The 23,120-nt window shown below is 72.4% G+C and carries 25 protein-coding genes; 9 read left to right on the top strand and 16 right to left on the bottom strand.

Annotated elements, in window-relative coordinates; all coding sequences use genetic code 11:
- Positions 1–10: 10 nt before the first annotated feature.
- Complete coding sequence (locus ACK99Q_RS06235) at positions 11–274, bottom strand: glutaredoxin family protein (RefSeq protein WP_410185325.1); 264 nt, start codon at positions 272–274, stop codon at positions 11–13.
- Positions 271–1,830, bottom strand: a complete 1,560-nt coding sequence (locus ACK99Q_RS06230; RefSeq protein ID WP_410185324.1) for a class I adenylate-forming enzyme family protein — start codon at positions 1,828–1,830, stop codon at positions 271–273. Before ACK99Q_RS06230 ends, ACK99Q_RS06235 begins: the two co-directional genes overlap by 4 nt.
- A gap of 53 nt (positions 1,831–1,883) precedes the next feature.
- Between ACK99Q_RS06230 and ACK99Q_RS06225 the strand changes: the two genes are divergently transcribed.
- Positions 1,884–2,765 (top strand): HAD family hydrolase, encoded by an 882-nt coding sequence (locus ACK99Q_RS06225; RefSeq protein WP_410185323.1) that lies wholly within the window; start codon positions 1,884–1,886, stop codon positions 2,763–2,765.
- Here ACK99Q_RS06225 and ACK99Q_RS06220 read toward each other — a convergent pair.
- The gene (locus ACK99Q_RS06220; protein WP_410185322.1) at positions 2,762–3,373 is read right to left on the bottom strand and encodes a TetR/AcrR family transcriptional regulator; all 612 of its coding nucleotides are present in this window, start codon (positions 3,371–3,373) and stop codon (positions 2,762–2,764) included. The two genes, ACK99Q_RS06225 and ACK99Q_RS06220, sit on opposite strands and share 4 nt — an antisense overlap.
- 81 nt (positions 3,374–3,454) lie before the next feature.
- Here ACK99Q_RS06220 and ACK99Q_RS06215 point away from each other — a divergent pair, with 81 nt between their 5' ends.
- On the top strand, positions 3,455–5,773 hold the full coding sequence (locus ACK99Q_RS06215) for an MMPL family transporter (RefSeq protein ID WP_410185321.1): 2,319 nt from the start codon (positions 3,455–3,457) through the stop codon (positions 5,771–5,773).
- A 153-nt stretch (positions 5,774–5,926) separates the two neighbouring features.
- Positions 5,927–6,307, top strand: a complete 381-nt coding sequence (locus ACK99Q_RS06210) for a hypothetical protein (protein ID WP_410185320.1) — start codon at positions 5,927–5,929, stop codon at positions 6,305–6,307.
- A 90-nt stretch (positions 6,308–6,397) separates the two neighbouring features.
- On the opposite strand, the gene ACK99Q_RS06205 is transcribed toward ACK99Q_RS06210, so the two are convergent.
- The 9 genes from ACK99Q_RS06205 to ACK99Q_RS06165 form a co-directional block, all read right to left on the bottom strand.
- The gene (locus ACK99Q_RS06205) at positions 6,398–6,964 is read right to left on the bottom strand and encodes an RNA polymerase sigma factor (protein WP_410185319.1); all 567 of its coding nucleotides are present in this window, start codon (positions 6,962–6,964) and stop codon (positions 6,398–6,400) included.
- On the bottom strand, positions 6,957–7,625 hold the full coding sequence (locus ACK99Q_RS06200) for a hypothetical protein (RefSeq protein ID WP_410185318.1): 669 nt from the start codon (positions 7,623–7,625) through the stop codon (positions 6,957–6,959). Before ACK99Q_RS06200 ends, ACK99Q_RS06205 begins: the two co-directional genes overlap by 8 nt.
- 14 nt (positions 7,626–7,639) lie before the next feature.
- Positions 7,640–8,995 carry a lysophospholipid acyltransferase family protein gene (locus ACK99Q_RS06195; RefSeq protein ID WP_410185317.1) on the bottom strand — a complete coding sequence of 452 codons (1,356 nt, stop codon included), beginning with the start codon at positions 8,993–8,995 and terminating at the stop codon, positions 7,640–7,642.
- Positions 8,992–9,966 (bottom strand): NAD-dependent epimerase/dehydratase family protein, encoded by a 975-nt coding sequence (locus ACK99Q_RS06190; RefSeq protein WP_410185316.1) that lies wholly within the window; start codon positions 9,964–9,966, stop codon positions 8,992–8,994. Before ACK99Q_RS06190 ends, ACK99Q_RS06195 begins: the two co-directional genes overlap by 4 nt.
- A gap of 3 nt (positions 9,967–9,969) precedes the next feature.
- Positions 9,970–10,071, bottom strand: coding sequence for a 30S ribosomal protein bS22 (locus tag ACK99Q_RS06185; protein ID WP_019143756.1), 102 nt, complete (start codon positions 10,069–10,071; stop codon positions 9,970–9,972).
- A gap of 130 nt (positions 10,072–10,201) precedes the next feature.
- Positions 10,202–10,387, bottom strand: coding sequence for a helix-turn-helix domain-containing protein (locus ACK99Q_RS06180; protein WP_179422566.1), 186 nt, complete (start codon positions 10,385–10,387; stop codon positions 10,202–10,204).
- 208 nt (positions 10,388–10,595) lie between these two features.
- Complete coding sequence (locus ACK99Q_RS06175; RefSeq protein WP_410185315.1) at positions 10,596–11,771, bottom strand: acetoin utilization protein AcuC; 1,176 nt, start codon at positions 11,769–11,771, stop codon at positions 10,596–10,598.
- A gap of 4 nt (positions 11,772–11,775) precedes the next feature.
- Positions 11,776–12,558 (bottom strand): pyrroline-5-carboxylate reductase, encoded by a 783-nt coding sequence (proC, locus tag ACK99Q_RS06170; RefSeq protein WP_410185314.1) that lies wholly within the window; start codon positions 12,556–12,558, stop codon positions 11,776–11,778.
- 58 nt (positions 12,559–12,616) lie between these two features.
- On the bottom strand, positions 12,617–13,174 hold the full coding sequence (locus tag ACK99Q_RS06165; protein WP_410185313.1) for a TIGR00730 family Rossman fold protein: 558 nt from the start codon (positions 13,172–13,174) through the stop codon (positions 12,617–12,619).
- Between the two features lie 90 nt (positions 13,175–13,264).
- Between ACK99Q_RS06165 and ACK99Q_RS06160 the strand changes: the two genes are divergently transcribed.
- Together ACK99Q_RS06160 and ACK99Q_RS06155 are read left to right on the top strand one after the other, a co-directional pair.
- Positions 13,265–14,215 (top strand): bile acid:sodium symporter family protein, encoded by a 951-nt coding sequence (locus ACK99Q_RS06160; protein ID WP_410185312.1) that lies wholly within the window; start codon positions 13,265–13,267, stop codon positions 14,213–14,215.
- Entirely contained in the window at positions 14,212–14,559 is a 348-nt protein-coding gene (locus ACK99Q_RS06155; RefSeq protein ID WP_179422558.1) for a VOC family protein, read from the top strand. Before ACK99Q_RS06160 ends, ACK99Q_RS06155 begins: the two co-directional genes overlap by 4 nt.
- Before the next feature lie 6 nt (positions 14,560–14,565).
- Here ACK99Q_RS06155 and ACK99Q_RS06150 read toward each other — a convergent pair whose 3' ends face one another.
- From ACK99Q_RS06150 to ACK99Q_RS06140, 3 genes are read right to left on the bottom strand one after another with little or no spacing between them, the layout of a single operon-like run.
- The gene (locus tag ACK99Q_RS06150) at positions 14,566–15,354 is read right to left on the bottom strand and encodes a sugar phosphate isomerase/epimerase family protein (RefSeq protein WP_410185311.1); all 789 of its coding nucleotides are present in this window, start codon (positions 15,352–15,354) and stop codon (positions 14,566–14,568) included.
- A 25-nt stretch (positions 15,355–15,379) separates the two neighbouring features.
- On the bottom strand, positions 15,380–16,291 hold the full coding sequence (locus ACK99Q_RS06145; protein ID WP_410185310.1) for a Ppx/GppA phosphatase family protein: 912 nt from the start codon (positions 16,289–16,291) through the stop codon (positions 15,380–15,382).
- Positions 16,292–16,296: 5 nt separating this feature from the next.
- Entirely contained in the window at positions 16,297–18,282 is a 1,986-nt protein-coding gene (locus ACK99Q_RS06140; RefSeq protein ID WP_410185309.1) for an SGNH hydrolase domain-containing protein, read from the bottom strand.
- A gap of 46 nt (positions 18,283–18,328) precedes the next feature.
- On the opposite strand from ACK99Q_RS06140, the gene ACK99Q_RS06135 reads away from it, so the two are divergent.
- Genes ACK99Q_RS06135 through disA form a run of 4 tightly spaced genes read left to right on the top strand, consistent with a single transcriptional unit; the run spans position 18,329 to position 22,252 of the window.
- Positions 18,329–19,069, top strand: coding sequence for a hypothetical protein (locus ACK99Q_RS06135; RefSeq protein WP_410185308.1), 741 nt, complete (start codon positions 18,329–18,331; stop codon positions 19,067–19,069).
- 42 nt (positions 19,070–19,111) lie between these two features.
- The gene (locus ACK99Q_RS06130; protein ID WP_410185307.1) at positions 19,112–19,750 is read left to right on the top strand and encodes a VOC family protein; all 639 of its coding nucleotides are present in this window, start codon (positions 19,112–19,114) and stop codon (positions 19,748–19,750) included.
- Between the two features lie 50 nt (positions 19,751–19,800).
- Entirely contained in the window at positions 19,801–21,150 is a 1,350-nt protein-coding gene (gene radA / locus ACK99Q_RS06125) for a DNA repair protein RadA (protein ID WP_410185306.1), read from the top strand.
- A gap of 40 nt (positions 21,151–21,190) precedes the next feature.
- Positions 21,191–22,252: a DNA integrity scanning diadenylate cyclase DisA gene (gene disA, locus ACK99Q_RS06120; protein WP_179422546.1), complete on the top strand. Its 1,062-nt coding sequence runs from the start codon at positions 21,191–21,193 to the stop codon at positions 22,250–22,252.
- 122 nt (positions 22,253–22,374) lie between these two features.
- Here disA and ACK99Q_RS06115 read toward each other — a convergent pair whose 3' ends face one another.
- Positions 22,375–23,112 carry a hypothetical protein gene (locus tag ACK99Q_RS06115; RefSeq protein WP_410185305.1) on the bottom strand — a complete coding sequence of 246 codons (738 nt, stop codon included), beginning with the start codon at positions 23,110–23,112 and terminating at the stop codon, positions 22,375–22,377.
- Positions 23,113–23,120: the final 8 nt, after the last annotated feature.

Below are 23,120 nucleotides of genomic sequence, written 5' to 3'. Positions count from 1 at the left end.
CGGGCCCGGCTCAGCCGCGGGCGAGCGCGGCGCGCAGGCGCGTGGGATCCACGCGCCAGAAGTCGTGCTGGCGGCCGTCGACGAAGGTCACCGGCACCTGCTCGGTGAAGCGCTCCTGCAGGTCGGGCTCGGTGTCGATGTCGACCCGTACCCAGTCGTCGCCGGTCTCGGCCACGAGCTGCGCGACGACCTGCTCGGCGGCCTCGCACAGGTGGCAGCCCTCGCGGGAGTAGACGACGACGCGGGCGTCGTCGGCGTGGGCGACGACGCTCATGCCGGCTCCGAGCGCACGAGGGCGCGCAGGCGGCCCTTCGCGACCTTGCCCGTGGGCGAGTGCGGCAGCGCGGCCACCACGATGACGCGCGACGGCACCTTGAAGCGGGCCAGGCGCTCGGCGGCGATGGCGCGGACGGCCTCCTCCACCGGTGCGGCGTCGCCCTCGGGGTCGTCGGGCACGACGAAGGCGACGACGGCCTCGCCGGTGCGCTCGTCCTCGACGCCGATGACGGCGACGGACTCCACGCCGGGGGCGTCGACGATCGCCTCCTCGATCTCCGAGGGGTACACGTTGAAGCCCGAGACGTTGATCGTCTCCTTGAGCCGGTCGACGAGGACGAGGTTGTCCTGGTCGTCGAGCAGTCCGATGTCGCCCGTGGCCCACCAGCCGTCGGCGTCGGGGCCGTCGGAGCCGTCGGGCCAGTAGCCGGAGAAGAGGTTGGCGCCGCGGACGTAGACCTGGGCGGGGTCACCGGGCGCGGCGGGCTGGCCGAGGAAGTCGCGCAGCGCGATCTCGACGCCCGGCAGCGGACGGCCCACCGAGCCCGCGGGCGGCAGCTCGCCGGGCTCGCGGCCGTCGCCCACCGTCGTGGTGACGACCGGCGAGGTCTCGGTGAGGCCGTAGCCCTGCTCGACCGGCTGGCCGGACAGGGCGTGGAAGGCCTGCGCGAGCTCGGGGTCCAGCGCGGAGGCGCCCGAGACGATGAGCCGGACGCTCGAGAGCGCCTCGGCGAGACCCTCGAGACCCTCGAGACCGACGAGGGCCTGGATCACCTGCGGCGCGAGTGGGAGGTTGGTGATGCCGTACTCGACGATGTCGCCGAGCAGCGAGCCCGGGTGGAACTCCTCGATGAGCACGACGGTGGCGCCGGCGCGGACCGACAGCGCGAGCACGCAGTTGAGGCCGTAGACGTGGAACATGGGCAGCAGCCCGAGCACGACGTCGTCGGACGTGATGACCGGCGGCGACTCGATCTGGAGCAGCTGGTCGATGTCGGCGGCCAGGGCGCGGTGCGTGAGCATCACGCCGCGCGGCAGGCCGGTGGCACCGGAGGTGAACAGCACGACGGCGAGCGACTCCGGGTCGCGCGGCGCGACGGGCACGGCGTCCCTGGCCTGGTCGAGGAGAGCGCCGAAGCGCAGCTCGCCCTCCTGCGGGGCGGCCCGGTGGACCACGATGAGCGAGTCGCCGGTGTCGGCCTGGCGCACCTGGGTGATCGACTGGGCGTCGCCGACGACGATCTTGGGCGAGCAGGCCGCGACCATGCGGGAGATCTCGCGGGGCGTGGCGCGGGGGTTGATCGGCACGGCCACGAGACCGCCGCGCAGCACGCCGTAGTAGGCCACCGCGAGGTCGATGCCGTTCGACATCACGAGGGCGACGCGCTGGCCGGCCAGGACGCCGCGCGCGAGCAGGGTCTGGGCCACGCGATCGGCCCACTGGTCGAACTCGGCCCACGTGACCCGGCGGTCGGTGCGGGGCTCGATCAGGGCGATGCCCTCGGGGTCGCGACGCGCGCTCTCACGCAGATCGTCACTCACGTTGACGGTCATGTCGCCGAGTCAACCACACCTGCTGGCCGCGCAACGCCGTTACAGTGATCGCCATGTCCCCGCGACGACCGCCCGAAGGACCACGGAACCTGCAGTCGCGCTCGATCCTGGCCGGCCAGGCGGCAGCGGCGGCGGCGGAGGTCGAGCAGGCGCTCGCGCAGCCGGTGGACCCCACCGCGGCGGCGTTCTTCGACGTGGACAACACGATCATGCAGGGCGCGTCGATCTTCCTGCTCGCCCGCGGGCTGCACCGGCGCGAGTTCTTCACCACGCGCGACATCGCCCGCGCCGCCTGGCAGCAGGCCTACTTCAAGTACGTCGGCGTCGAGGATCCCGAGCACATCGAGCAGGCCCGCAGCGTGGCCCTCAAGTTCATCGCGGGACACGAGGTCCGCGAGCTGGAGGAGATCGGCGAGGAGGTCTTCGACGAGTACATGGCCGAGAAGATCTGGCCGGGAACCCGCGCGATGGCGCAGTGGCACCTCGACCGCGGCCAGCGCGTGTGGCTGATGACCGCGGCACCCGTCGAGATCGCGCAGGTCATCGCGCGACGGCTCGGCCTCACCGGCGGGCTGGGCACCGTCGCCGAGCACGTCGACGGCGTCTACACCGGCCGGCTCGTCGGCGACATGCTGCACGGCGAGGGCAAGGCCGTGGCCGTGCGCGCACTGGCCGAGTCCGAGGGCCTCGACCTCGAGCGCTGCTACGCCTATTCGGACTCCTCCAACGACATCCCCATGCTGTCCCTCGTCGGCCACCCCTGCGCCGTCAACCCCGACGGCGGCCTGCGCTCGCACGCCAAGGCCAACGGCTGGCTCGTGCGCGACTACCGCACCGGCCGCAAGGTGGCGGCCGCCAGCCTGAAGGCCGGCGCCGTGGGCGCCGCCGCCTCGGCGGCCTACCTCGTCGGCAAGCGCCTCCGCCGCCGCCTCTAGTCGACGGGCGGCCGGCGGTGCTCGGGCGGGGCGCCGAGACGGTCGTAGTCCTCGTCCGAGAGACCCGGCAGCGGGTCGTGGTCGCCCGGGGCGAGCGCCGGCAGGATCATCGCGACGTAGCGGCGGCGCACGGTGGGCGAGGCGACGGGCGAGTTGAGACCCAGCACGATCATCCGCAGCAGCCAGTAGATGTCGACCGGCTCGAGGTCGGCGCGCAGGACGCCCGTGACCTGGCCGCGACGGAGCAGGTCGACGAAGGGCTCCCCCAGCTCCTCGAGAGCCTCGTCGGTGACGTGGCTGGCACCGACCTCGCTCAGGACCGGGGCGTAGCGCCCGATCACCTCGACGAAGCGCTCGGCCACCTCGAGCAGGTCGGCGTCCTCGTCCTCGGCGCCCTCCACGAGCGGCATGAGCTCCTCGGCGAAGATGCGGCCGAACGCGGCGCTCTCGAGCGCCGCACGGTTGGGGAAGTGGCGGTAGACCGTGGCGACCCCGACGCCGGCCTCGGTGGCGATGCGCTCCATCGACGGCGAGGCGTCGTCGGCCCAGAGGCGCTGGACGGCGACGAGGATGCGCTCGGCGTTCTCGCGCGAGTCACGTCGTGACATACGTCTCTGCCCCTCCTCTTTCCTCGTTTCACCCCCCATCCTACGATGTGAGAGTCACCTATCACTTCGTGAGGAACACCTGTGTCGACTCTCCTGTACCGCTGGGGCAAGTCCGCCTTCGCCCATCCGTTCCGCTTCCTCGGCGCCTGGCTGGTCCTGCTGGCCGTCATCGTCGGCTCGATCGCCGTCAACGCGCCGAAGCTCAGCAGCGAGGTCACGATCAACGGCGTCGCCGCGCAGGAGGTGCTGGAGCAGCTCGAGGAGGAGATGCCCGCCGCCGCGGGTGGCGCCGGCCAGATCGTCTACCGCGCCCCTGACGGCGTCAGCTTCTTCGACGAGCAGTCCGCCGGACTCCTCGCCCAGTCGATGCAGGCGATCTACGGGAACGACACCGTCGTGAACCCGGCCGACCTCGCCGGTTCCGCCGACGCGCAGGCCGCCGCACAGCAGGAGATGGCCGCGCAGGTGCAAGCCGCCGAGCAGGCCACCGCCGCCGCCCGCGCCGGCCAGGAGCTCGACCAGCCCCTGCCCCTCGTCGTCGGGGGTGAGCTCGTCCCGGGTGTGACGATCTCGGCCGACGGCACCGTCGCGATGGCGCAGTTCCAGTTCACGAAGCAGACGATGGACCTGCCCGAGGGCACCATCCACGACGTGCTCGAGGCCGCCACGGCTCCGGTCGAGGCCGCCGACATCCAGGTGCTGCCCGGCGCCTCCCTGCAGGAGCTGCCCGAGGTGGCCGGCATCGGCGAGGCCGTCGGCATCGTCATCGCCGCCGTCGTGCTGTTCCTCGTCCTCGGCTCGGTCGTCGCGGCTGGCCTGCCCCTGCTGACCGCCATCCTCGGCGTCGGCGTGGGCGTCGGTGGCGCGTACGCCCTCGGCCACTTCTACGAGCTCGGCTCGATGAGCGTGGTGCTCGGCCTCATGCTCGGCCTGGCCGTCGGCATCGACTACGCACTCTTCATCGTCAACCGCCAGCGCCGCCTCATCATGCGCGAGCGGCTCAGCGCCCACGAGGCCACCGGCCGCGCCGTCGGCACCGCGGGCAGCGCCGTGTTCTTCGCCGGCACCACCGTGATCATCGCGCTCGCCGCCCTCGTCGTCATCGGCATCAGCCTGCTCACGACGATGGCGATCATCGCCGCCGCCACGATCGCCGTGGCCGTGCTCGTCGCCCTCACCGCCCTGCCGGCCCTGCTCGGCCTGGTCGGCGAGCGGATCGTCTCGGAGAAGGCGCGTGCGCAGTTCGCCGAGCGCGAGGCCGCCGGCAGCGACCACGCCACCGCGCGTCGCTGGGCGACGTTCCTGTCCAAGAACCGCTTCGTGGCCGCCGCCGTCGTCGTGGTCACCACGCTCGTCATCGCGATCCCCGCCCTCGACATGCGTCTGGGCCTGCCCTCGAGCGAGAACTACAACACCGGCACCGACCAGCGCGAGAGCTACGAGACCGTGAGCGGCGCGTTCGGCGAGGGCCTCAACGGCCCGCTGCTGGTCGTCCTCTCCTCGCGCACCGACCAGCCCGTCGACCAGCAGGCCGCCGGAGCGGTCCTGGCCGAGCTCGGCCAGGTGAAGGACGTGGCCTCGGCCAACGCCGCCGGCATGAGCGAGGACGGCCGCACCGTGCTGGTCTCGGTCATCCCGCGCGAGGGGCCGACGGACCCGTCCACCGAGACGCTCGTGCACGAGCTGCGCGACCGCTCGAGCGAGTTCTCGCAGCAGTACGACATCGACCTCGGCGTCACCGGCCAGACGGCCATGGGCATCGACATCGCCGAGAAGATGAGCGAGGTCATGCCGATCTACCTCGCGATCGTCATCGTGCTGTCGCTCATCGTCCTGACGATCGTGTTCCGCTCGATCATCGTGCCGCTCAAGGCCACCGCCGGCTTCCTGCTGACGATCCTGGCCACGCTCGGCGCCACCACCGCCGTGTTCCAGTGGGGCTGGCTGAACAGCCTCTTCGGCCTGGACTCGACGGGCCCGGTAATGGCCCTGCTGCCGATCCTCGTCACGGGCATCGCGTACGGCCTGGCCATGGACTACCAGGTGTTCCTGGTGTCCTCGATGCGCGAGTCGTGGGTGCACGGCCACAGCGGGCGCGAGTCCGTGATCGACGGCTTCAGCCACTCCAGCCGCGTCGTCGTGGCCGCCGCGGTGATCATGACGGCCGTGTTCGCCGGCTTCATCTTCAACGGCGACCCGATGATCAAGCAGATCGGCTTCGCCCTGGCCATCGCCATCGCGATCGACGCCTTCCTCGTGCGCATGACGCTCGTGCCCGCGCTGATGGCGATGTTCGGCGACCGCGCCTGGCGCCTGCCGAAGTGGCTCGATCGCGCCCTCCCCGACCTCGACATCGAGGGAGACCAGCTGCTCAAGCGCCTCGGCGCGAAGCAGTCCTGACCCGCTCGGCGGTGGCGTGCGTGGGGCCGTGTCGTCCCCCCGCACGCCACCGCCGGCGATTTTCTTTCGTCCGGATGTAACGCCGGACGCGAGTCGTGACAGGTCTCGGGTGTCAGCAGTTCTCGGACTGCCCATCACCTGAGGAGATTCCCCATGACTCACCGCGCTCGCATCGGTGCGCTCGCCGCCGGCCTCGCCCTGGCCTTCGGCCCGCTCGCGGCCCCGGCCGCCCACGCCGACCGGCCGACCACCTCGGAGCCCTGCGCCACCCAGACCACCCAGGTCGAGCGCGCCGAGGCCCAGCTGGCCAAGGTGAACGCCGTGTTCGCCCAGCAGCAGGCGAAGGTCAAGAAGGCGAAGAAGGACGTCCGCCAGGCCGACACCGCCTCGCAGAAGCGCAAGGCCGTCAAGAAGCTCAAGATCGCGAAGGAGCGCCGCACCAAGGTCGCCAAGACCAAGAAGGCGCAGCTCCAGCGCGTCGCCAAGGCCAAGGCGCGCCTCGCCACGTGCCTGGCCAACCAGCCCGCCGCCTGAGCGAGCCCGAGACTCGCCCGCGTTGCGGGACGAGGGAGGCCGGTCCGCCCCAACCCCCGGGGCGGGCCGGCATTTTCCTGTGACGCGTGGTCAGCTGCCCGGAGTCGCGCCGCGCATCATGCCGACCGGCCGCGCGGGCGTGCGCCCCGCCAGCTTGCGCAGGCCCCGGTGCCGCGCGACCCGCACGGACACCGCGCTGACCCCCAGGACGTCGGCCGCCGTGGAGACGTCCATCCCCATCCCGTCGACGAGTCCCACCGCCGCCCGCTCGCGCGGGGGCAGGGACGCCAGCATCGACCGGAGCCAGTCCTGACCCTCGACCTCGGGTCCGTGGTCGGGCACGACCTCGTGCAGCTCGTCGGTCTCCACCGGGAGCGTGTTGCGTCGCTGCGAGGTGCGGCGCGAGTTCGCGCTGATCCGGCGGGCGATGCCGAACAGCCAGCCGCCGAAGTCGGCGGCGGTGCCCTCGAACTGCGAGACCTTCGTGGCGGCCACGTACCAGGCCTCGCTGGCGACGTCCTCGGGCGACGCGGCGGTGTCGCCGGTGGGCCGGGTCTGCAGCCACGTCACGAGCCGGCCCGCGTGGGCGCGGTAGAGCTCGCGCCATGCGTCCGGCTCGCCGCACTTGGCGGCCTTGATGACGGCGTCGTCACTCATCGACGCCCTGCGCCTTCTGGTCCTTCTCGGGCTTGGCCGGCTTGTCGGTCCCGTTGCCGTTCCCGTTCCCGCTCCCGTTTCCGTTGCCGCGCTCGTGCGCCTGTTCCGACGAGCCCCGCTCCGAGGGGTCCTTGTCCTGCCCTCGGTGCTGACCGTTGTCGCCCTTGTCCTGGCTGCGCGTGTCGCCCTGGCCGCGGTCCTTGGCGGCAGGCGGGTCGACGGGCGCGTCCGTGCTGCCCTGGTCCTTCGGCGTGGGGTCGGCGGCCGAGCGGCCGGACACATCGGCCTTCTCCGCCGCACCGTCGCCGCCCGAGGAGGTGACGACCTTCCCGGCCGGGGACTGGTCGGCGCCCTCAGCGGGGGTGGGAGCCCCGTCCTGGCGGTCCTGCGGGGTCGGGTCGCTCGGCGTGACGATCGCGTCGCGCAGCGGCGACGACGGAAGGAGCGGCACGTCGATCGCGCCGACCGCCCAGGCGCCGCCCACCGAGATGACGCTGACCCCGAGGAACGACCCGACCACGAGGGCGAGACGCCGGCCGCGGCTGCGCGTGGGTGCCGGCGAGGCGTTGCTGCGCGCCGCCATGGCCAGACGGAACACGAGGTCGTCGGACGGCTCGAGCGTGGGGGCGTCGAGGCGCAGGTCCGGCCGTCGGTCAGGCATGTCGGCTCCTCGACTCAGATGAAGGGATTGCCCCGCTCGACGAGCAGGTTGTAGAGCGTCTGCTGGATGGTCTCGCGCACCTGGTCGGTCACGTTGAACAGCAGCATCGGGTCGTCGGCGGACTCGGGCGGGTACGCGTCGGTGCGCACGGGCTCGCCGAACTCGATGATCCACTTGCTCGGCAGCGGGATGAGACCCAGCGGCCCGAACAGCGGGAAGAACGGGGTGATCGGGATGTACGGCACCCCGAGCAGGCGCGCGAGCGACGGGATGTTGCCCACGAGTGGGTAGATCTCCTCGGCCCCCACGATCGAGACGGGCACGATCGGCACCTGGGCCCGCATCGCGGACGACACGAACCCGCCGCGACCGAACCGCTGGAGCTTGTAGCGCTCGCTGAACGGCTTGCCGATGCCCTTGAAGCCCTCGGGCCACACGGCGGCGAGCTCGCCGGAGGTCAGCAGGCGCTCGGCGTCCTCGGCACAGGCGAGCGTGGCGCCCATCTTGCGCGCGATCTGGCCGACGTAGGGCAGCCGGAAGACGAGGTCGGCGCCGAGCGGCCGGATCGGACGCCCGGTGTGCTTGCGCACGGCGTAGCCCGTGATGAGGCCGTCGACCGGGACGGTGCCGGAGTGGTTGGCCACCAGCAGCGCACCGCCGTCGGTGGGGATGTTCTCCACACCGCGCACCTCGAGCCGGAACCAGCTCTCGGCGAGCGGCTCGACCAGGTGCGACAGCAGGTCGAGCACCTCGGGGTCGAGGCCGAACTCGTCGACCTCGTAGGAGCCGGAGAGGCGGCGACGCAGGCTGCCGACGATCTCCAGCACCTTGACCTGCCAGTCGGTGCCCATGAGCCGGCGGGCGCCCTCGGCGAAGGCGGCGGCGACGTCCTCGGGGTCGAGGTCGGCCGTGGCCTCGCGAGGCGGCTCCTGGCGGTGGCCCTGACCCTCGTCCTCGGGCACCGCGCGGAGATGGCGCTCACGGGTGGGTCCGGTGGTGGGCTGCTCGGGCTCGACCGGCGGCGTCTTCTCGGGCGCAGCCTTCTTCGGTGCGGCCTTCTTGGTGGACGCGGCCTTGACCGTGGTGGTCTTCGCGGCGGCCTTCTTGGCGGCCGTGCGCTTCGCGGCGGTCTTCGCCGCGTCCTTCCTCGGCGCGGCCGAGCGGGCTGCCGCGGACGTGGCGGCGTCGGCCTGGGCGGCCGAGGTGGGCTTGGTGCCCGAGGCCTTCGCTGCCTTCTTCGCCGCAGGCTTGCCGGTGGCCTTCTTCGCGGCCGGACCGGCGAGCGATCGCGCGGCCCGCGAGGGGGACGTGGAGCCGTTGCCCCGTCCCGGCCGCCCGGAGGTGCCGATGCCCTTCAGGTCGTCCTTCATCCGGTGATCCCCCATGCGTGCAGCAGGCCCGGGCGGGCCGTCTCGGCGTACCACTCGAACGTCTCGCGCGTCGTGTGCCGGGGACGGTAGCCGAACATCTCGTGCAGCGCCGTGGTGTCGAGCACCCGCCCGTACGTGAGCAGGCGGTGCACGCCCGGCGACACGTCGGAGCCCATGTAGTGCACCATGCGGCGCAGCACCGAGCCGAAGCCCAGCGGCAGCAGCGGGAGCGTGGGCTTGCCCATGATCCGCGCGGCCTGACTGAGCATGAGGATCCCGTCGCCGGCCACGTTGAAGGTGCCGGGGTGGTCGTCGTGCGCGGCCATCGCGATGACCTCGAGCGCGTCCTGCGGGTGCAGCAGCTGCAGGCGCGCGTCGAAGCCCATCGGCACCGGCAGGACGGGGTTGGAGAAGTACGTCCCCAGCACGGTCGGGAAGTGCGGCGACAGCCACTGCGCCATGCGCAGGGTGGTCACGCAGACGTCGGGACGGCGGCGCGCGAAGCCGCGCGTGTAGCCCTCGACCTCGACGATGTCCTTGGCGAACCCGGACTTGGTGCCGCCGCGCGCCGTCGCGGACTCGGTGAACACCGCGGGGTCGCGCGGGGACGCGCCGTACACGGCCGCACTGCTGGCCAGGACGACACGCTTGACGGTCTCGGAGCGCTGACAGGCGGCGAGCACCTGCATCGTGCCGATGACGTTGATCTCCTTGGTGGCGCTGCCGCCCGCGCGCGACCGCATCGGCGCCAGGTCCGCGTGGACGACGGTGTCGACGTCCTCGACGGCGAGCACCTTGGAGATGACCGGCGTGCGGATGTCCGCACGCACGAACTTGACTGACCCGAGATCGTCGGTGGGCAGGGTCGTGTCGACGGCGACGACCCTGACATCCTCCGCTTCAGCGATGCGCCGGGCGACCTGAGCCACGCCCGGCGTGGCCGCGCCCGTGACGAGGACGACCCCGGCCATCGGTCACTTGCCCAGACGGCGGCGCTGCACTCGCGTGCGCTTGAGCATCTTGCGGTGCTTCTTCTTCGACATCCGCTTGCGGCGCTTCTTGATGACAGAACCCACGACTCACCTCGATCTGATCTTTCACACAGGACAGACCAACACTAGGCGATCGCACCCCGTCGGCGCACACGCAGGTGGCGGCTCGGGGGCGAAGTCCTGCCGGTCCGCCCCCCACGGACCCCAGGTTGCGTCAGCCGGCTTGGTAGAACGACTTCTGCAGCAGCTCCTCGACCGCGTGCTCGGGCACGCGGAAGGAGCGACCGACACGCACGGCCTCGAGCTCACCCGAGTGCACGAGTCGGTACACCGTCATCTTCGAGACACGGATCTGGTCCGCGACCTCGGCGACGGTCATGAAGCGGGTTCCCTCAGTCATCTCACACCATCCTCCCAGGGCACGCGCGCTCTCCGGCTTCCCCACCGGAGAGTGAGCGCGCGTGCTTGATGGAAGCGTAGTGGCACGTGAGTCACCTGTGAACGGAAAACTTGAAACTCTCAGGAAACTCACGTACCTTCGGCCGCCGCGACCGCCCTTGTGTACCGCGGCCGTACTGCGAAACGCGCAGTTGCACCGGGAATTTCAGTCAGTACGAGGGGTCGAGGCCGTTCAACGGAAAGCTCTCGGTGCGGGTCGCCTGGATCGAGCGGTCGAGCCACGACGCGGGGTCGTAGCCGTCCTCCCAGCGCCGGTAGAGCGCCCTGCGGCCATCGGTCATTCGGGTGGGAGCGGGCTGGCCGCGCAGCTGCTCCACGGCGCGGCGCCACGCCTCGGGGGTCTCGGTCTCGGGCGGGAGCGGATTGCCGCTGACGATCGACAGCAGGTGTCCCCAGGCGCGCGGCACGACGTCGACCACGGCGTACCCGCCGCCCCCGGTGGCCAGCCAGCGTCCGCCGGTGAGCTCCTCGGCGAGGTCGCGGACGGCGAGGTACGAGGCGCGCTGGCCGTCGACGCTCAGCATGAGGTTGGTCAGCGGGTCGTCCATGTGGGAGTCGCAGCCGTGCTGGCTGACGATGATCTCGGGGGCGAACTCGCGCACGATCGGCGGCACGACCGCGTGGAACGCGCGCAGCCAGCCCGCGTCGGACGTGCCCGGCGGCAGCGGGACGTTGACCGCCGAGCCCTCGGCGCCCTCGGCCCCCACCTCGGTGGAGTAGCCCGTGCCCGGGAACAGGGTCTGCGGTGACTCGTGCAGGGAGATCGTCAGCACCCGAGGGTCGTGGTAGAAGATCGCCTGCACGCCGTCGCCGTGGTGCGCGTCGACGTCGATGTAGACGATCTTCTTGGCGCCCTGGTCGAGCATCCACTGGATGCCCATCGCGACGTCGTTGTAGACGCAGAAGCCGCTCGCGCGGCCGGGCATCGCGTGGTGCAGGCCACCGCTGACGTTGATCGCGCGCTTGCGCTCACCCGTCCAGACCAGCCGTGCGGCCTCGAGGCTGGCGCCGGCGATGAGCGCACTGGCGTCGTGCATGCCGCGGAACACGGGGTTGTCCTCGGTGCCGAGGCCGTGCGCGGGGTCGGAGTGCGTGGGGTGCTTGCTGAGGTTGACGACGCGCTCGACGTAGTCGGGCGTGTGGACGCTGAGCAGCTCGCTCTCGGTGGCGGGACGGGCGCCGACGACGTCGAGGTCCTCCAGGACGCCGAGCTCCTCGGCGAGCGCCATCGTCAGCTTCACGCGGACGGGCGCCATCGGGTGCGACGGCCCGAAGTCGTAGTCGGTGAGGTGCTCGTCGAACACCACCGCGGCGCGATCGTCCATGCCTTCAGCCTAGTTCCGCGGAACGGGCGATCGCGGCCAGAACGCCAGCACGGATCCCCTCGCCGACGCCGTGCTGGTCGAACGTGGTGATCGCCGCGTGGGTGGTGCCGTTCGGGGAGGTGACGCGGCGGCGCAGCTCCTCGGGGGACTCGTCCGAACCGGCCAGCAGCTCGGCGGACCCGACGAGGGTCTGCACGGTCAGCGCGCGGGCCGCCTCGGGGTCGAGGCCGCCCTCGATGCCCGCGGCGATCATGTGCTCGGCGAGGTGGAACAGGTAGGCGGGTCCGGAGCCCGAGACGGCCGTGACGGCGTCCTGGTGCGACTCGTCCACCACGACGACCTCGCCTCCGGAGCGGAGCAGGTCGACCACCGCGTCGAGTCGCTCGGCGGGGACGCGGCTGCCGGGCGAGACGCCGAACATGCCGCGGCCGATCACCGCGGGCGTGTTGGGCATCGCGCGGACCACGCCGACGCCCTCGGGCAGCTCGGCCTCGATCGTGGCGGTGCGGACGCCGGCCGCCAGCGAGATCACCGTGGCGCCGTCCGCGGCCGCCGCCGCGATGCCGGGTAGGACCGACGCCACGTCCTGCGGCTTCACGACCAGCAGGATCATCTCGGCCCCGGCGACCGCCGCGACGTCGTCCGACGTCTCGTGGCCCTGGGCCTCCAGCTCGGCACGACGCTCGGCGCTGCGCTCCACGACGACGATGTCGTCCCGGCCCGCGCGGGCCATCGCCTCGGCCAGCGTGCCTCCCATGACACCGCCACCGACGACCGCGATCCTCATGGGACCGAGGGTAGTTGGCGGTGGGCCCGGCCCGGCCAGCGGGCGTGACGGGCGTCTCTCAGGCGCCGATGCCCAGCACCGCGAGCGCCTCGTCCACGGACCCCACGATCGTGAACAGCTCCTCGTCGCGAGGGCCGATGAAGCCCTCGGCCGCACCGTGCGACACGATCTCGCGCAGCGGACCGTAGTAGCCCTCGGTGTCGACCACGACGATCGGCTTGTCGTGGAAGCCGAGCTGGCGCCACGTCAGGATCTCGAAGAACTCCTCGTAGGTGCCCAGGCCGCCGGGCAGGACGACGAACGCGTCCGACAGCTGGTGCATGAGGGCCTTGCGCTCGTGCATCGTCTCGACGACGTGCATGTCGGGGTCGTCGGTGCGGCCGCCCTCACGCTCCAGCAGCGACTGCGGGATGACGCCGACGACGCGGCCGCCGTGCTCGCGGGCGGCGCGGGAGGCCGCGCCCATGATGCCGATGCCGCCGCCGCCGAACACCAGGTCCACCCGGGCCCGGGCCAGGGCGGTGCCGAGCTGCTCGGCCACCCGGAGGTACTCGGGCCGGGCTCCGTCGCGGGCGCCGCAGAACACGCAGACGGCGTCGATGCTGGTCTCGCTCATGGCACTCACGGTGCCAGTCTGGGGCGAACGGTCGACGACGGCCCGGCAACCGCGCGATGACGGCGCGCCGCCTGCGCCTATCGTGGCCCGGTGCGCATCGACCCCTTCGTCGTGATGATCCTCGGCCTCGCCGGCCTCGGGATCGTGCTGCCGGCGCAGGGCGAGGTGCTCGAGGTCGTCAACGTGCTCGTGCAGGTCGGCATCGTCGCGCTGTTCTTCCTCTACGGCGCGCGCCTGTCGACGGCCGAGGTCGTGCACGGGCTGACCGCGTGGCGCGTCCACGTCGTGATCGTGGCGGTCACCTTCGTGGTCTTCCCGCTGATGGGCCTGGCGCTGTCGCCGCTGGCGCCCTCGGTGATCTCCCAGCAGCTGCTGACCGCGCTCGTCTTCCTGTGCCTGGTCCCCTCGACCGTCCAGTCGTCGGTGGCGTTCACGTCGATCGCCGGCGGCGACCGCGCGATCGCCGTGGTCGCGGCCTCGACCTCCAGCCTGCTCGGCGTGTTCCTCACGCCCCTGCTGGTCGCGCTGCTCCTGGGCGGCGACGTCACGGTGGACGCCGAGGCGATCCTGCGCATCGTCGGCCTGCTCCTGCTGCCGTTCCTCGCGGGCCAGGTCGCGCGCCGGTGGCTGCGGCCGTGGCTCGTGCGGCACGACGTGGGTCTGCGTCGCTTCGACCGGTCCACCGTGCTGCTGGTGGTCTACGCCGGCTTCAGCCGCGGCACGAACGCCGACGTGTGGGACGTCCTCGACTGGGGCGACGGCGCCGTCGTCGCCGGGGTCTGCGCGGGCCTGCTCGCGCTGTCGTCGCTCGTGTGCTGGCTGGCGGGTCGCCGGTTCGGTCGCGGGGCGCAGGTGGCGATCTACTTCTGCGGCACGAACAAGTCGCTCGCCGCGGGCCTGCCGATGGCCAGCGTGCTGTTCTCGGCCACCACCTTCCCGCTCATGATCCTGCCACTCATGGTCTACCACCAGCTCCAGCTCGTGGTGGGCTCGATCATCGCCACCAGACTGTCGGGGCACGGTCGTAGCGTGCAGCCATGACCGTCACACCCGCGATGATCACGTGCGACACGACCGACGCCCTGGCGTTGGCCACCTGGTGGGCCGAGCAGACCGGCGGCACCATCACCGAGGAGAACGACGGCTGGTACGTCATCGTCTCCGTCCCCGACAGCCCCACGCTGGCGTTCCAGAAGGTCGAGGACCCCACGCCGGGCAAGAACCGGCTCCACCTCGACGTGCTCGCCGACGACCTCGACGCCGAGGTCGCGCGACTGCGCGAGGCGGGCGCGGGGCTCGTGGCCGAGCGCGGCGACGCGAGCTTCCGGTGGGTCACCCTGACCGACCCCGCCGGCAACGAGTTCTGCGTCGCGCAGCGGTCCTGACCCGGCTCAGACCGGCGTCGGCGCGAGGTGCAGGCGGGCGTATGCCAGCGCCTCCAGCAGGTCGGCGTCGCGGTCGTCCGCCTTGCGCGTGTTGACCTCCACCACGACGTGGCCCGTGAAGCCGCGGTCGGCGAGGTGGCCCAGCAGGCGGTCACAGCCCTGCGTGCCGCGGCCCGGGATGAGGTGCTCGTCCTTGATCGAGCCCGAGCCGTCGGCGAGATGAATGTGCCGCAGCCGGTCGCCGAGGTCGTCGATCAGCTGCATCGAGTCGATCCGCGAGGTGGCGCTGTGCGAGAAGTCCACCGTGACGTTCTCGTACTCGAACGGCACCGGGTCCCAGCCGGGTGCATAGGCCTGGAACTCGCGCTTTCCCGAGCGCCACGGGTACATGTTCTCCACGGCGAAGGCCACGTCGTACTCGTCCTCGAGTCGGGCGATGCCCTCGACGAAGCCGCGCGCGTACTCGCGCTGCCACCGGAACGGCGGGTGCACCACCACGGTGTCGGCGCCCACGTCGAGCGCCATCTCGGCGCTGCGGTGGATCTTGCCCCACGGGTCGGTGCCCCAGACGCGCTGCGTCACCAGCAGGCACGGCGCGTGGATCGAGACCACCGGGATGTCGTGCGCCCGGGCCAGCGCCTTGATCGCCGTGGTGTCGGCACTGACCTCGTCGAGGCCCACCATGACCTCGACGCCGTCGTAGCCCAGGCGCGCCGCGGTCGCGAAGCCCGCCGCCGTGCCGTCGGGATAGACCGAGGACGTCGACAGCGAGACCATCGGCTGGCTCACACTCACGCCTTCCAGACTAGGGCGGCACTGGTCACAGGTGGTCCAGATACTCGATCAGCACGCCCTCGCGCAGCGCCCACGGACAGATCTGGAGCTCGTCCACCCCGAAGAGCTCCATCGTGGCCTCGGCGACCACGGCGCCCGCGCGCATCTGGTGCGCACGCATCGCCGAGACGCCCGGCATCGCGGCGATCTGCTCGTCGGTGGCGACCCGGAGCTCCTGGCCCAGGCGCACGAGATCGCGGTGCTTGAGCGTGCGCCGGACGTAGGGCCCCTCCCCCGACGGCGCGGCGCCGCACATGCGCGCCAGCGAGCGGAAGGTCTTGCTGGTGGCGACGGCGCGGTCGAAGCGGCCGCCGCGCAGCAGCGGGCCGGCGACAGCGCCGATCTCGCGGCGCACCTCGCGACGCAGGTCGTCGTGGTCCATCCCGCGGTCGAGCCACTCGCGGGTGAGCCGGCCGGCGCCCAGGGGCAGCGACGTGGCGGTCTCGGGCTCCTCGTCGGAGCCGACCGCCAGCTCGAGCGAGCCGCCGCCGATGTCGAACACGCCGAGGCGACCCGACGACCAGCCGAACCAGCGGCGCACCGCCAGGAACGTCAACCGGGCCTCGTCCTCGCCCGGCAGGATCTGCAGCTGCGTCCCGCTGACCTCGGCGACCCGTGCGATGACCTCGTCGGCGTTGCCGGCGTCGCGGACCGCGGAGGTGGCGAACGCCAGCACGCGCTCGGCGCCCTTGTCCTCGGCCTGCGAGGCGGCCTCGGCCACGTACTTCACGAGGCGGTCGGTGCCCTCGGGCGTGAGGTGGCCCGAGGCGTCGAGGTTCTCCGCGAGGCGCAGCGGCTCGCTGAACGAGTGGGCCGGGATGGGCGGTCCACCACGGAACGCATCGACGATGAGCAGGTGCCCGGTGTTGGAACCGATGTCGAGGACGCCGATGCGCATGGGGCTCAGTGTGACATCGCCGCGGCGGGCTGCGCAGGCGAGCGCGGCGGCTCGAACACTCCGGTCCGCGCGATCTCGCGGTAGAGCACGGGCGCGAGCGTGGCCGCGTAGGACGCGGAGACGTGGTTGTAGTCGCGGTAGACGTTGACGCCGCCGATCACCGCGGGGCACACGTCCTCGTGGCAGAACAGCGGCTCGGTGTCGACGAAGTGGGCACCGTCGACCTGCTCGGCCGCGGGCCCGAACGGGTCGAACTCGGGCACGACGTCGTCGAGCGGGACGTCGCACTGCGACCAGTCCGTCGACCCGAGGGCGGCGAGGCAGTCCACGGTGTCGCCCGGCATCCGCGGGTTGTCGCGCAGCGCCACGATCGGCACGCCGGCGCGGGTGACGGGCTCCCACGCCTCGACGTGGCTGGCGACCTGGCGACCCTTCGGGCCCTTCATGCGGCCGTTGTACGAGGTCGTCACGACCACGTCGTAGTCGGTCACGTGCTCGTCGAGCCAGTCGGCGAGCTTGCCGCGCCACTCGTCGCACAGCGGGCCGCGCTGGGTGTCCTTGCGGTCGACGACCGGCAGCGTGCTCCAGCCGCAGCTGGCCTTCGCCGCGGCGTCCACGGAGACGACGCCCTGCTCGGCGAGACGTGTGAACGCACCGAACAGCACGCGGGCGTGGGAGTCGCCCAGCACGAGGATCCGCGGGGCGTCCTCGGCCGGCTTCGCGTCGGGCGCCAGGTCGCAGATGTTGAGGTTGGCGTCGCCGGGATCGGACCAGCAGTCGAGGTAGGCGACGAAGTCCCGCCCCGCGCGGCTGACGTCGGGCCGGATGACGCCGTCCAGGTCGGGGTTCTCGCACGACTCGCCGTCGGTCAGCGCGGCCATCGTCATGGCGCCGAAGCAGTCCGGCTCGTCGGCTGTCATGAGCGCCTCGACCCGCGAGACGTCGCTCTCGATGGCCTCCACCCGATCCGTGCCGGGGACCGTGACGAGGAACGCCGCCAGCACCGCGGCCGCGGCCACCGTGACCCACAGGCCCCCGTGGTCGACCAGCGCGCGAAGGCCCGCGACCAGTGTCACCGTGACGATCGCGGCGAGGCCGACGAGCAGCAGCAGCTCCGCGCGGTCGCGCAGGCCGATCTCGCGGTCGGCGATCTCGGGAGCGAACCGCAGGGCGGGCCCGGCCCAGCACAGACCGGCCCAGGCGATCGCGGCGAGCCAGCCGGACAGGCGGGGACCGAGCCAGGTGGCGGGCGAGCCGTGGGCGGGCCCGGAGGCCGCGAGGAGGACACCGGCGATCGCACCGATCACGGTCAGCGGGAGGTCGCCGGAGACGAGCACCGCCACCGCGGCGACGCCGAGCGCCGTGCCCCACGCGATGAGCGCCATCGGGCGTCGCAGCGCCTCCTCACCCGCCCGCGACAGGGCGAGGGCCACGAGGACGCCGAGGCCGACGGGCCAGAACCGGGCGCCGAGGTGCAGCGCCGGGTCGAACGCCCACCAGACGAAGGAGGCGGCGGAGAGGACCAGCACGATCAGGCTCAGCCCGCTGGCGAGCCGGTCTGCGACGAGGCGCAGGACCAGCACGACCACCGCGGACTGCACGAGCAGCGAGACGAGCCAGAAGGTGGCCACGGGCGAGTCGACCGCGACGGTGCGCACGTTGGTGAGCGCGAGTGCCGCGTCGCGCACGTCGTGCAGGACAGGCGCCCAGTCGCGGACGTCCATCCAGCGCTGCACGGCCAGGCCGGTGGCGACGAGCACGACCAGGGGCGGCACGAGGAGCCGCAGGCCGGTGCCGAGGACCTTCGCGAGCGGTCGGTCGCGCTCGACGAGCAGGACCTGGGCGAACAGCGCGCCGGCCACGACCAGCAGGACCTCGACCGCGACGTCGGCCCCGGGGAAGCGTCCGGGCCAGTAGACGCCGAGGACGAAGAGGGCCGCCGCGGCGGCCGCGATGGCGCACCACGCGGTGGTGAGTCGTCCCCCGGTCACGTTCGCCAACCCTACGTGGGCCGTCCACGTGACCTACCCTGACTCCGTGCCCGAGGTCGACCTGGGATTCCCCCGCTCGTTCGTGGAGTTCGCGAACCCCGACGACGCCACCGAGGTCTTCCGCTGCGACCTCACGTGGCTGACGTCGCGCTGGACCTGCATCTTCGGCGCCGGCTGCGCGGGCATCTACGCCTCCGCGCCCGACTCGGGCTGCTGCACCCTCGGTGCGCACTTCAGCGACGAGGACGACCACGCTCGCGTCGCCGGGTTCGTCGAGCAGCTCGACCCCACCGAGTGGGAGCTGCACGACCTCGGTCGCGCCGAGGGCTGGACCGAGCGCGACGCCGACGGCGAGCTCAAGACGCGGGTCGCGGACGGCGCCTGCATCTTCCACAACTCGCGCGACTTCCCCGGCGGCTACGGCTGCGCCCTGCACGCGCACGCCCTCGCCACGGGGCTCGAGCCGCACACCACCAAGCCCGACGTGTGCTGGCAGCTTCCGCTGCGCCGCGAGTTCCGCGAGGTCGACCCCGGTGACGGCTCGCACTACACCGAGGTCAGCATCGGCGAGTACACCCGCGCGGGCTGGGGCCCGGGAGGCGCCGACCTCGACTGGTACTGCTCGTCGAACACCGAGGCGCACGTCGCGCCCGAGCCGGTCTACCTCGGCAGCCGGGCCGAGCTGACGGCCCTCATGGGCGAGGCCGGCTACGCCGAGCTGGTGGGCCACTGCGAGCGCTTCGTCGCCGCGGGTCGCCCGGTGCCGCACCCCGCCGACCCAAGGTGACCCTGACTGGGACGGCGATCACGTGACGGGCAACAATGCCGTATGCACCTCGATCACCTGTCGTTCGCCGTCGGACCCGCGGGCCTCATCGCGACCACGACCGAGCTGAGCGAGAAGTTCGGCGCCGTGTTCCAGGCGGGCGGCATCCACCCCCGCTTCGGCACCAACAACATGATCCTGCCGCTGAGGAACCGCCAGTACCTGGAGGTCGTCGAGGCGCTCGAGCACCCGGCGTCGGACAAGGCCCCGTTCGGCCAGGCCGTGCGCGCCCGCTCCGAGCTCGGCGGCGGCTGGCTCGGCTGGTGCGTCTCGGTGGAGGACATCGGCCCGGTCGAGCACCGCATCGGCCGTCACGCCGTCCCCGGCAACCGTCACCGTCCCGACGGCTACAACCTCACGTGGAAGCAGATCGGCGTCCACGGCATGCGCGCCGATCCGCAGCTGCCCTTCGTCATCTCGTGGGACACCCCCGAGGACGAGCACCCGTCGCAGATGGTCGAGTCCGAGGTCACGCTGACCGCGCTGGAGATCGCCGGCAGCCCCGAGCGACTGGCCGACTGGCTCGGCGAGCCGGCGGTGGGAGCGCTCGAGCAGATCGAGGTCCGCTGGGTCGCCCCGAACGGCGCGCCGGGCATCCTCGCGGCCGAGTTCGACACCCCGAACGGGATCGTCCGGGTCTGATCGCCGCGGGGTCGCACGCCTTGTCGGTGGCCCCTCCTACGCTGTCTTCCATGCCGCCCAAGACCGCGTCCGCCTTCGCCTGCTCCGAGTGCGGCTGGACCACCGCGAAGTGGGTCGGCCGCTGCGGCGAGTGCCAGGCATGGGGCACGGTCGACGTCGCCGGCGGCAGCTCGCGCACCGGCCGCACCAGCGCCGGACCGGTCTCCAGCCCCGCCGTCCCGATCGCCGAGGTCACCGCCACCGAGGCGGCCGCCATGAGCTCGGGCATCCCCGAGCTCGACCGCGTGCTCGGCGGTGGCGTCGTCCCCGGCGCGGTCATGCTGATGGCGGGCGAGCCGGGCGTCGGCAAGTCCACGCTGCTGCTCGAGGTCGCGGCCCGCTGGGCCCGCGCCGGGCGCCGGACGCTCTACGTCTCGGGCGAGGAGTCCGCCGCGCAGGTGCGCCTGCGGGCCGAGCGCACGGGCGCCCTCGCCGACGAGCTCTTCCTCGCCGCCGAGACCGACCTCGGCGGCCTGCTCACCCACATCGACGCGGTCAAGCCCAGCCTGCTGATCGTCGACTCGGTCCAGACCATCGGCTCGGCCTCGGTCGACGGCGTGCCCGGCGGCGTCACGCAGGTGCGCGAGGTCGCCGCCACCGTCATCGGCCGCGCGAAGGCGGAGGGCATCGCCACGCTGCTGGTCGGCCACGTCACGAAGGACGGCTCCGTCGCGGGACCGCGCGTGCTCGAGCACCTCGTCGACGTCGTGCTGCAGTTCGAGGGCGACCGCACCAGCCGGCTGCGCCTGCTGCGCGCCACCAAGAACCGCTTCGGCCCGGTCGACGAGATCGGCTGCTTCGACCTCGTCGACGCCGGCATCGTCGAGGTGCCCGACCCCACCGGCCTGTTCGTGTCGCGGCACGAGTCGCCGGTCGCGGGCACGTGCGTCACGGTCACGATGGAGGGCCGTCGGCCGCTGCTGGCCGAGGTGCAGGCGCTCACGGTCGCGGCCACCACGCCGTCGCCGCGACGCTCCTCCAGCGGCCTGGACTCCTCGCGGGTCTCGATGCTGCTCGCCGTGCTGAGCAAGACGGGCGTCTCGCTGGGCAACCAGGACGTCTACACGGCCTCGGTCGGTGGTGCTCGGCTGCACGAGCCGGCCGTCGACCTCGCGGTGGCGCTCGCCGTGATCTCTGCTGCCGGCGGCTCGCCACTGCCCGGTGGACTCGTCGCGATCGGCGAGGTCGGACTGGCCGGTGAGGTCCGCCCCGTGCGCGGTCTCGAGGCCCGGCTGCGCGAGGCGGCGCGCATCGGTTTCACACACGCGATCGTGCCCACCGGCACCGAGAGCCTCGACCGCGTCGGCCTGAAGGTGCTGCGAACCGGTGATCTCGCCGCCGCGCTCCGGGCGCTGCCCTAGGATGAGGCCGACCACTACGTGAGCGAGAGCGAGAGACGTCGTGCCGGCTTCAGACCTGCGGGCGACCCTGAGCTCCGTCGCGCCCGGAACGGCGCTGCGTGAGGGTCTGGAGCGCATCATGCGGGGGCGCACCGGCGCCCTGATCGTCATCGGCCAGGACCGCGTGGTCGACTCGATCTCCACGGGCGGCTTCGCCCTCGACGTCCCGTTCACCGCCACCGGCGTCCGCGAGCTGGCGAAGATGGACGGCGCGATCATCCTCGACTCCTCGGCCACCCGGATCATGCGCGCCGCCGTGCACCTCATGCCCGACCCGTCGATCCCCACCACCGAGTCGGGCACCCGCCACCGCACCGCCGAGCGCGTGGCCCGCCAGACCGGTGTCCCCGTCATCTCGGTCTCGGCGTCGATGCACACGATCGCGCTCTACCAGGACGACCAGCGCTACGTGCTGGAGGAGCCCACGGTCGTCGTCAGCCGCGCCAACCAGGCGCTCCAGACCCTCGAGCGCTACCGCACCCGTCTCGACGAGGTCTCCGACGCGCTGTCGGCCCTCGAGGTCGAGGACCTCGTCACGGTCCGCGACGTCACCGCCGTCGCCCAGCGCCTCGAGATGGTGCGCCGCATCTCCGACGAGATCGAGATGTACGTGCTCGAGCTCGGCTCCGACGGTCGCCTGCTCTCGCTCCAGCTCAACGAGCTCGTGGGCGGCGTCGACGCCGAGCGCACGCTCGTGGTGCGCGACTACCTGCCGCCGGGCTCGGACGAGCAGGCCGCGAAGGTGCTCGACGCGCTGGCCGAGCTGGAGTCCCAGGAGGTCCTCGACCTCGGGATCGTCGCCTCGGCGCTGCACATCGGCGACGGCAACTCGCTCGACGCGTCGGTGTCCCCGCACGGCTACCGGCTGCTGGCGCGCATCCCGCGGCTGCCCGGCTCGGTGGTCGAGCGCCTCATCACGCACTTCGGCACGCTCCAGCGCCTGCTGGGCGCCAGCCTCGACGACCTGCAGGCCGTCGAGGGCGTGGGCGACCTGCGAGCCCGCGGCGTCCGCGACGGCCTCTCGCGCCTCGCCGAGTCCAGCATCCTCGAGCGCTACGTCTGACGCTCGGCTGTCGGATCACGGCACTGGCTGCACCGGACGTCGCTCGAGGCTTGTCTCGAGCGCTACGTCTGACGCTGGGCGGTCGGATCACGGATCTGGGCGGCACCGGCCGCCCGATGGGCTCAGTCGTTTCCGGCGGTCGAGCTGGCGGTCGGCCGCGCCGGTGTCGGCTGCGAGGCCGGCTTCTTCGTGGGCGCCGTCGTCGGCTTGGTGGTGGCCTTCGTCTCGGGCGTCTCGGGCGCGCGCCGCGCGAGCTTGAACGTGACCTCGCCGGGCTCGCCGCCGTACGTGCCGATCTTGAGCGTGTAGGTGCCCGGGGGCGCGAAGCCCTCGCTGGTGCCGCAGCCCGCGCCGGAGCCGCGGCCGGTCCACTCGACCGAGGTCACGGTGCTCCAGCCGGCCGGGATCGCCACGGCCTCGTCGAAGAACGCCGCCCGGCAGACCGAGGAGTCGTAGATGGGCGCGCGCTCGGTGTCGACCACGGCGAGCAGCTCGCTCGCGCTGGGCCGGAAGGTGCACGCGGCACCGTCGAGGGCGGTCAGCATGAGGTCCATCCGGACCGGACCGCCCGCGAACTGGCCCGTCGGCACGGAGGGGACGATGCGCACGTTGTCGGGCTCGCACAGCGCCGCGTCGGTCTCGATCGCGACGGAGACCTGGTCGGCGGGCGGCGCCGTGGTGGGCGGGCTGCTGGGCGTGGTCGCGGTGGGGGTGGGCTGCGTGGCGGCCGCCGGCTTCGGCTCGTCGTCACCCATCAGCTCGACGACCTTCACGACGCCCCAGGCGATCGCGAGCAGGGCCGCCAGCACGAGCAGCCGGCGACGCCAGAAGACGTCGCGTCCGACCGGCCTGTTGCTCACCGCACCAC

Origin of the sequence: Aeromicrobium sp. MLTX1, from assembly GCF_046452335.1 — a bacterium.
Taxonomy (GTDB): Bacteria; Actinomycetota; Actinomycetes; order Propionibacteriales; family Nocardioidaceae; genus Aeromicrobium.
Note: the sequence above shows the minus strand (reverse complement) of the source record. Positions and strands in the feature narration are given on the sequence as shown.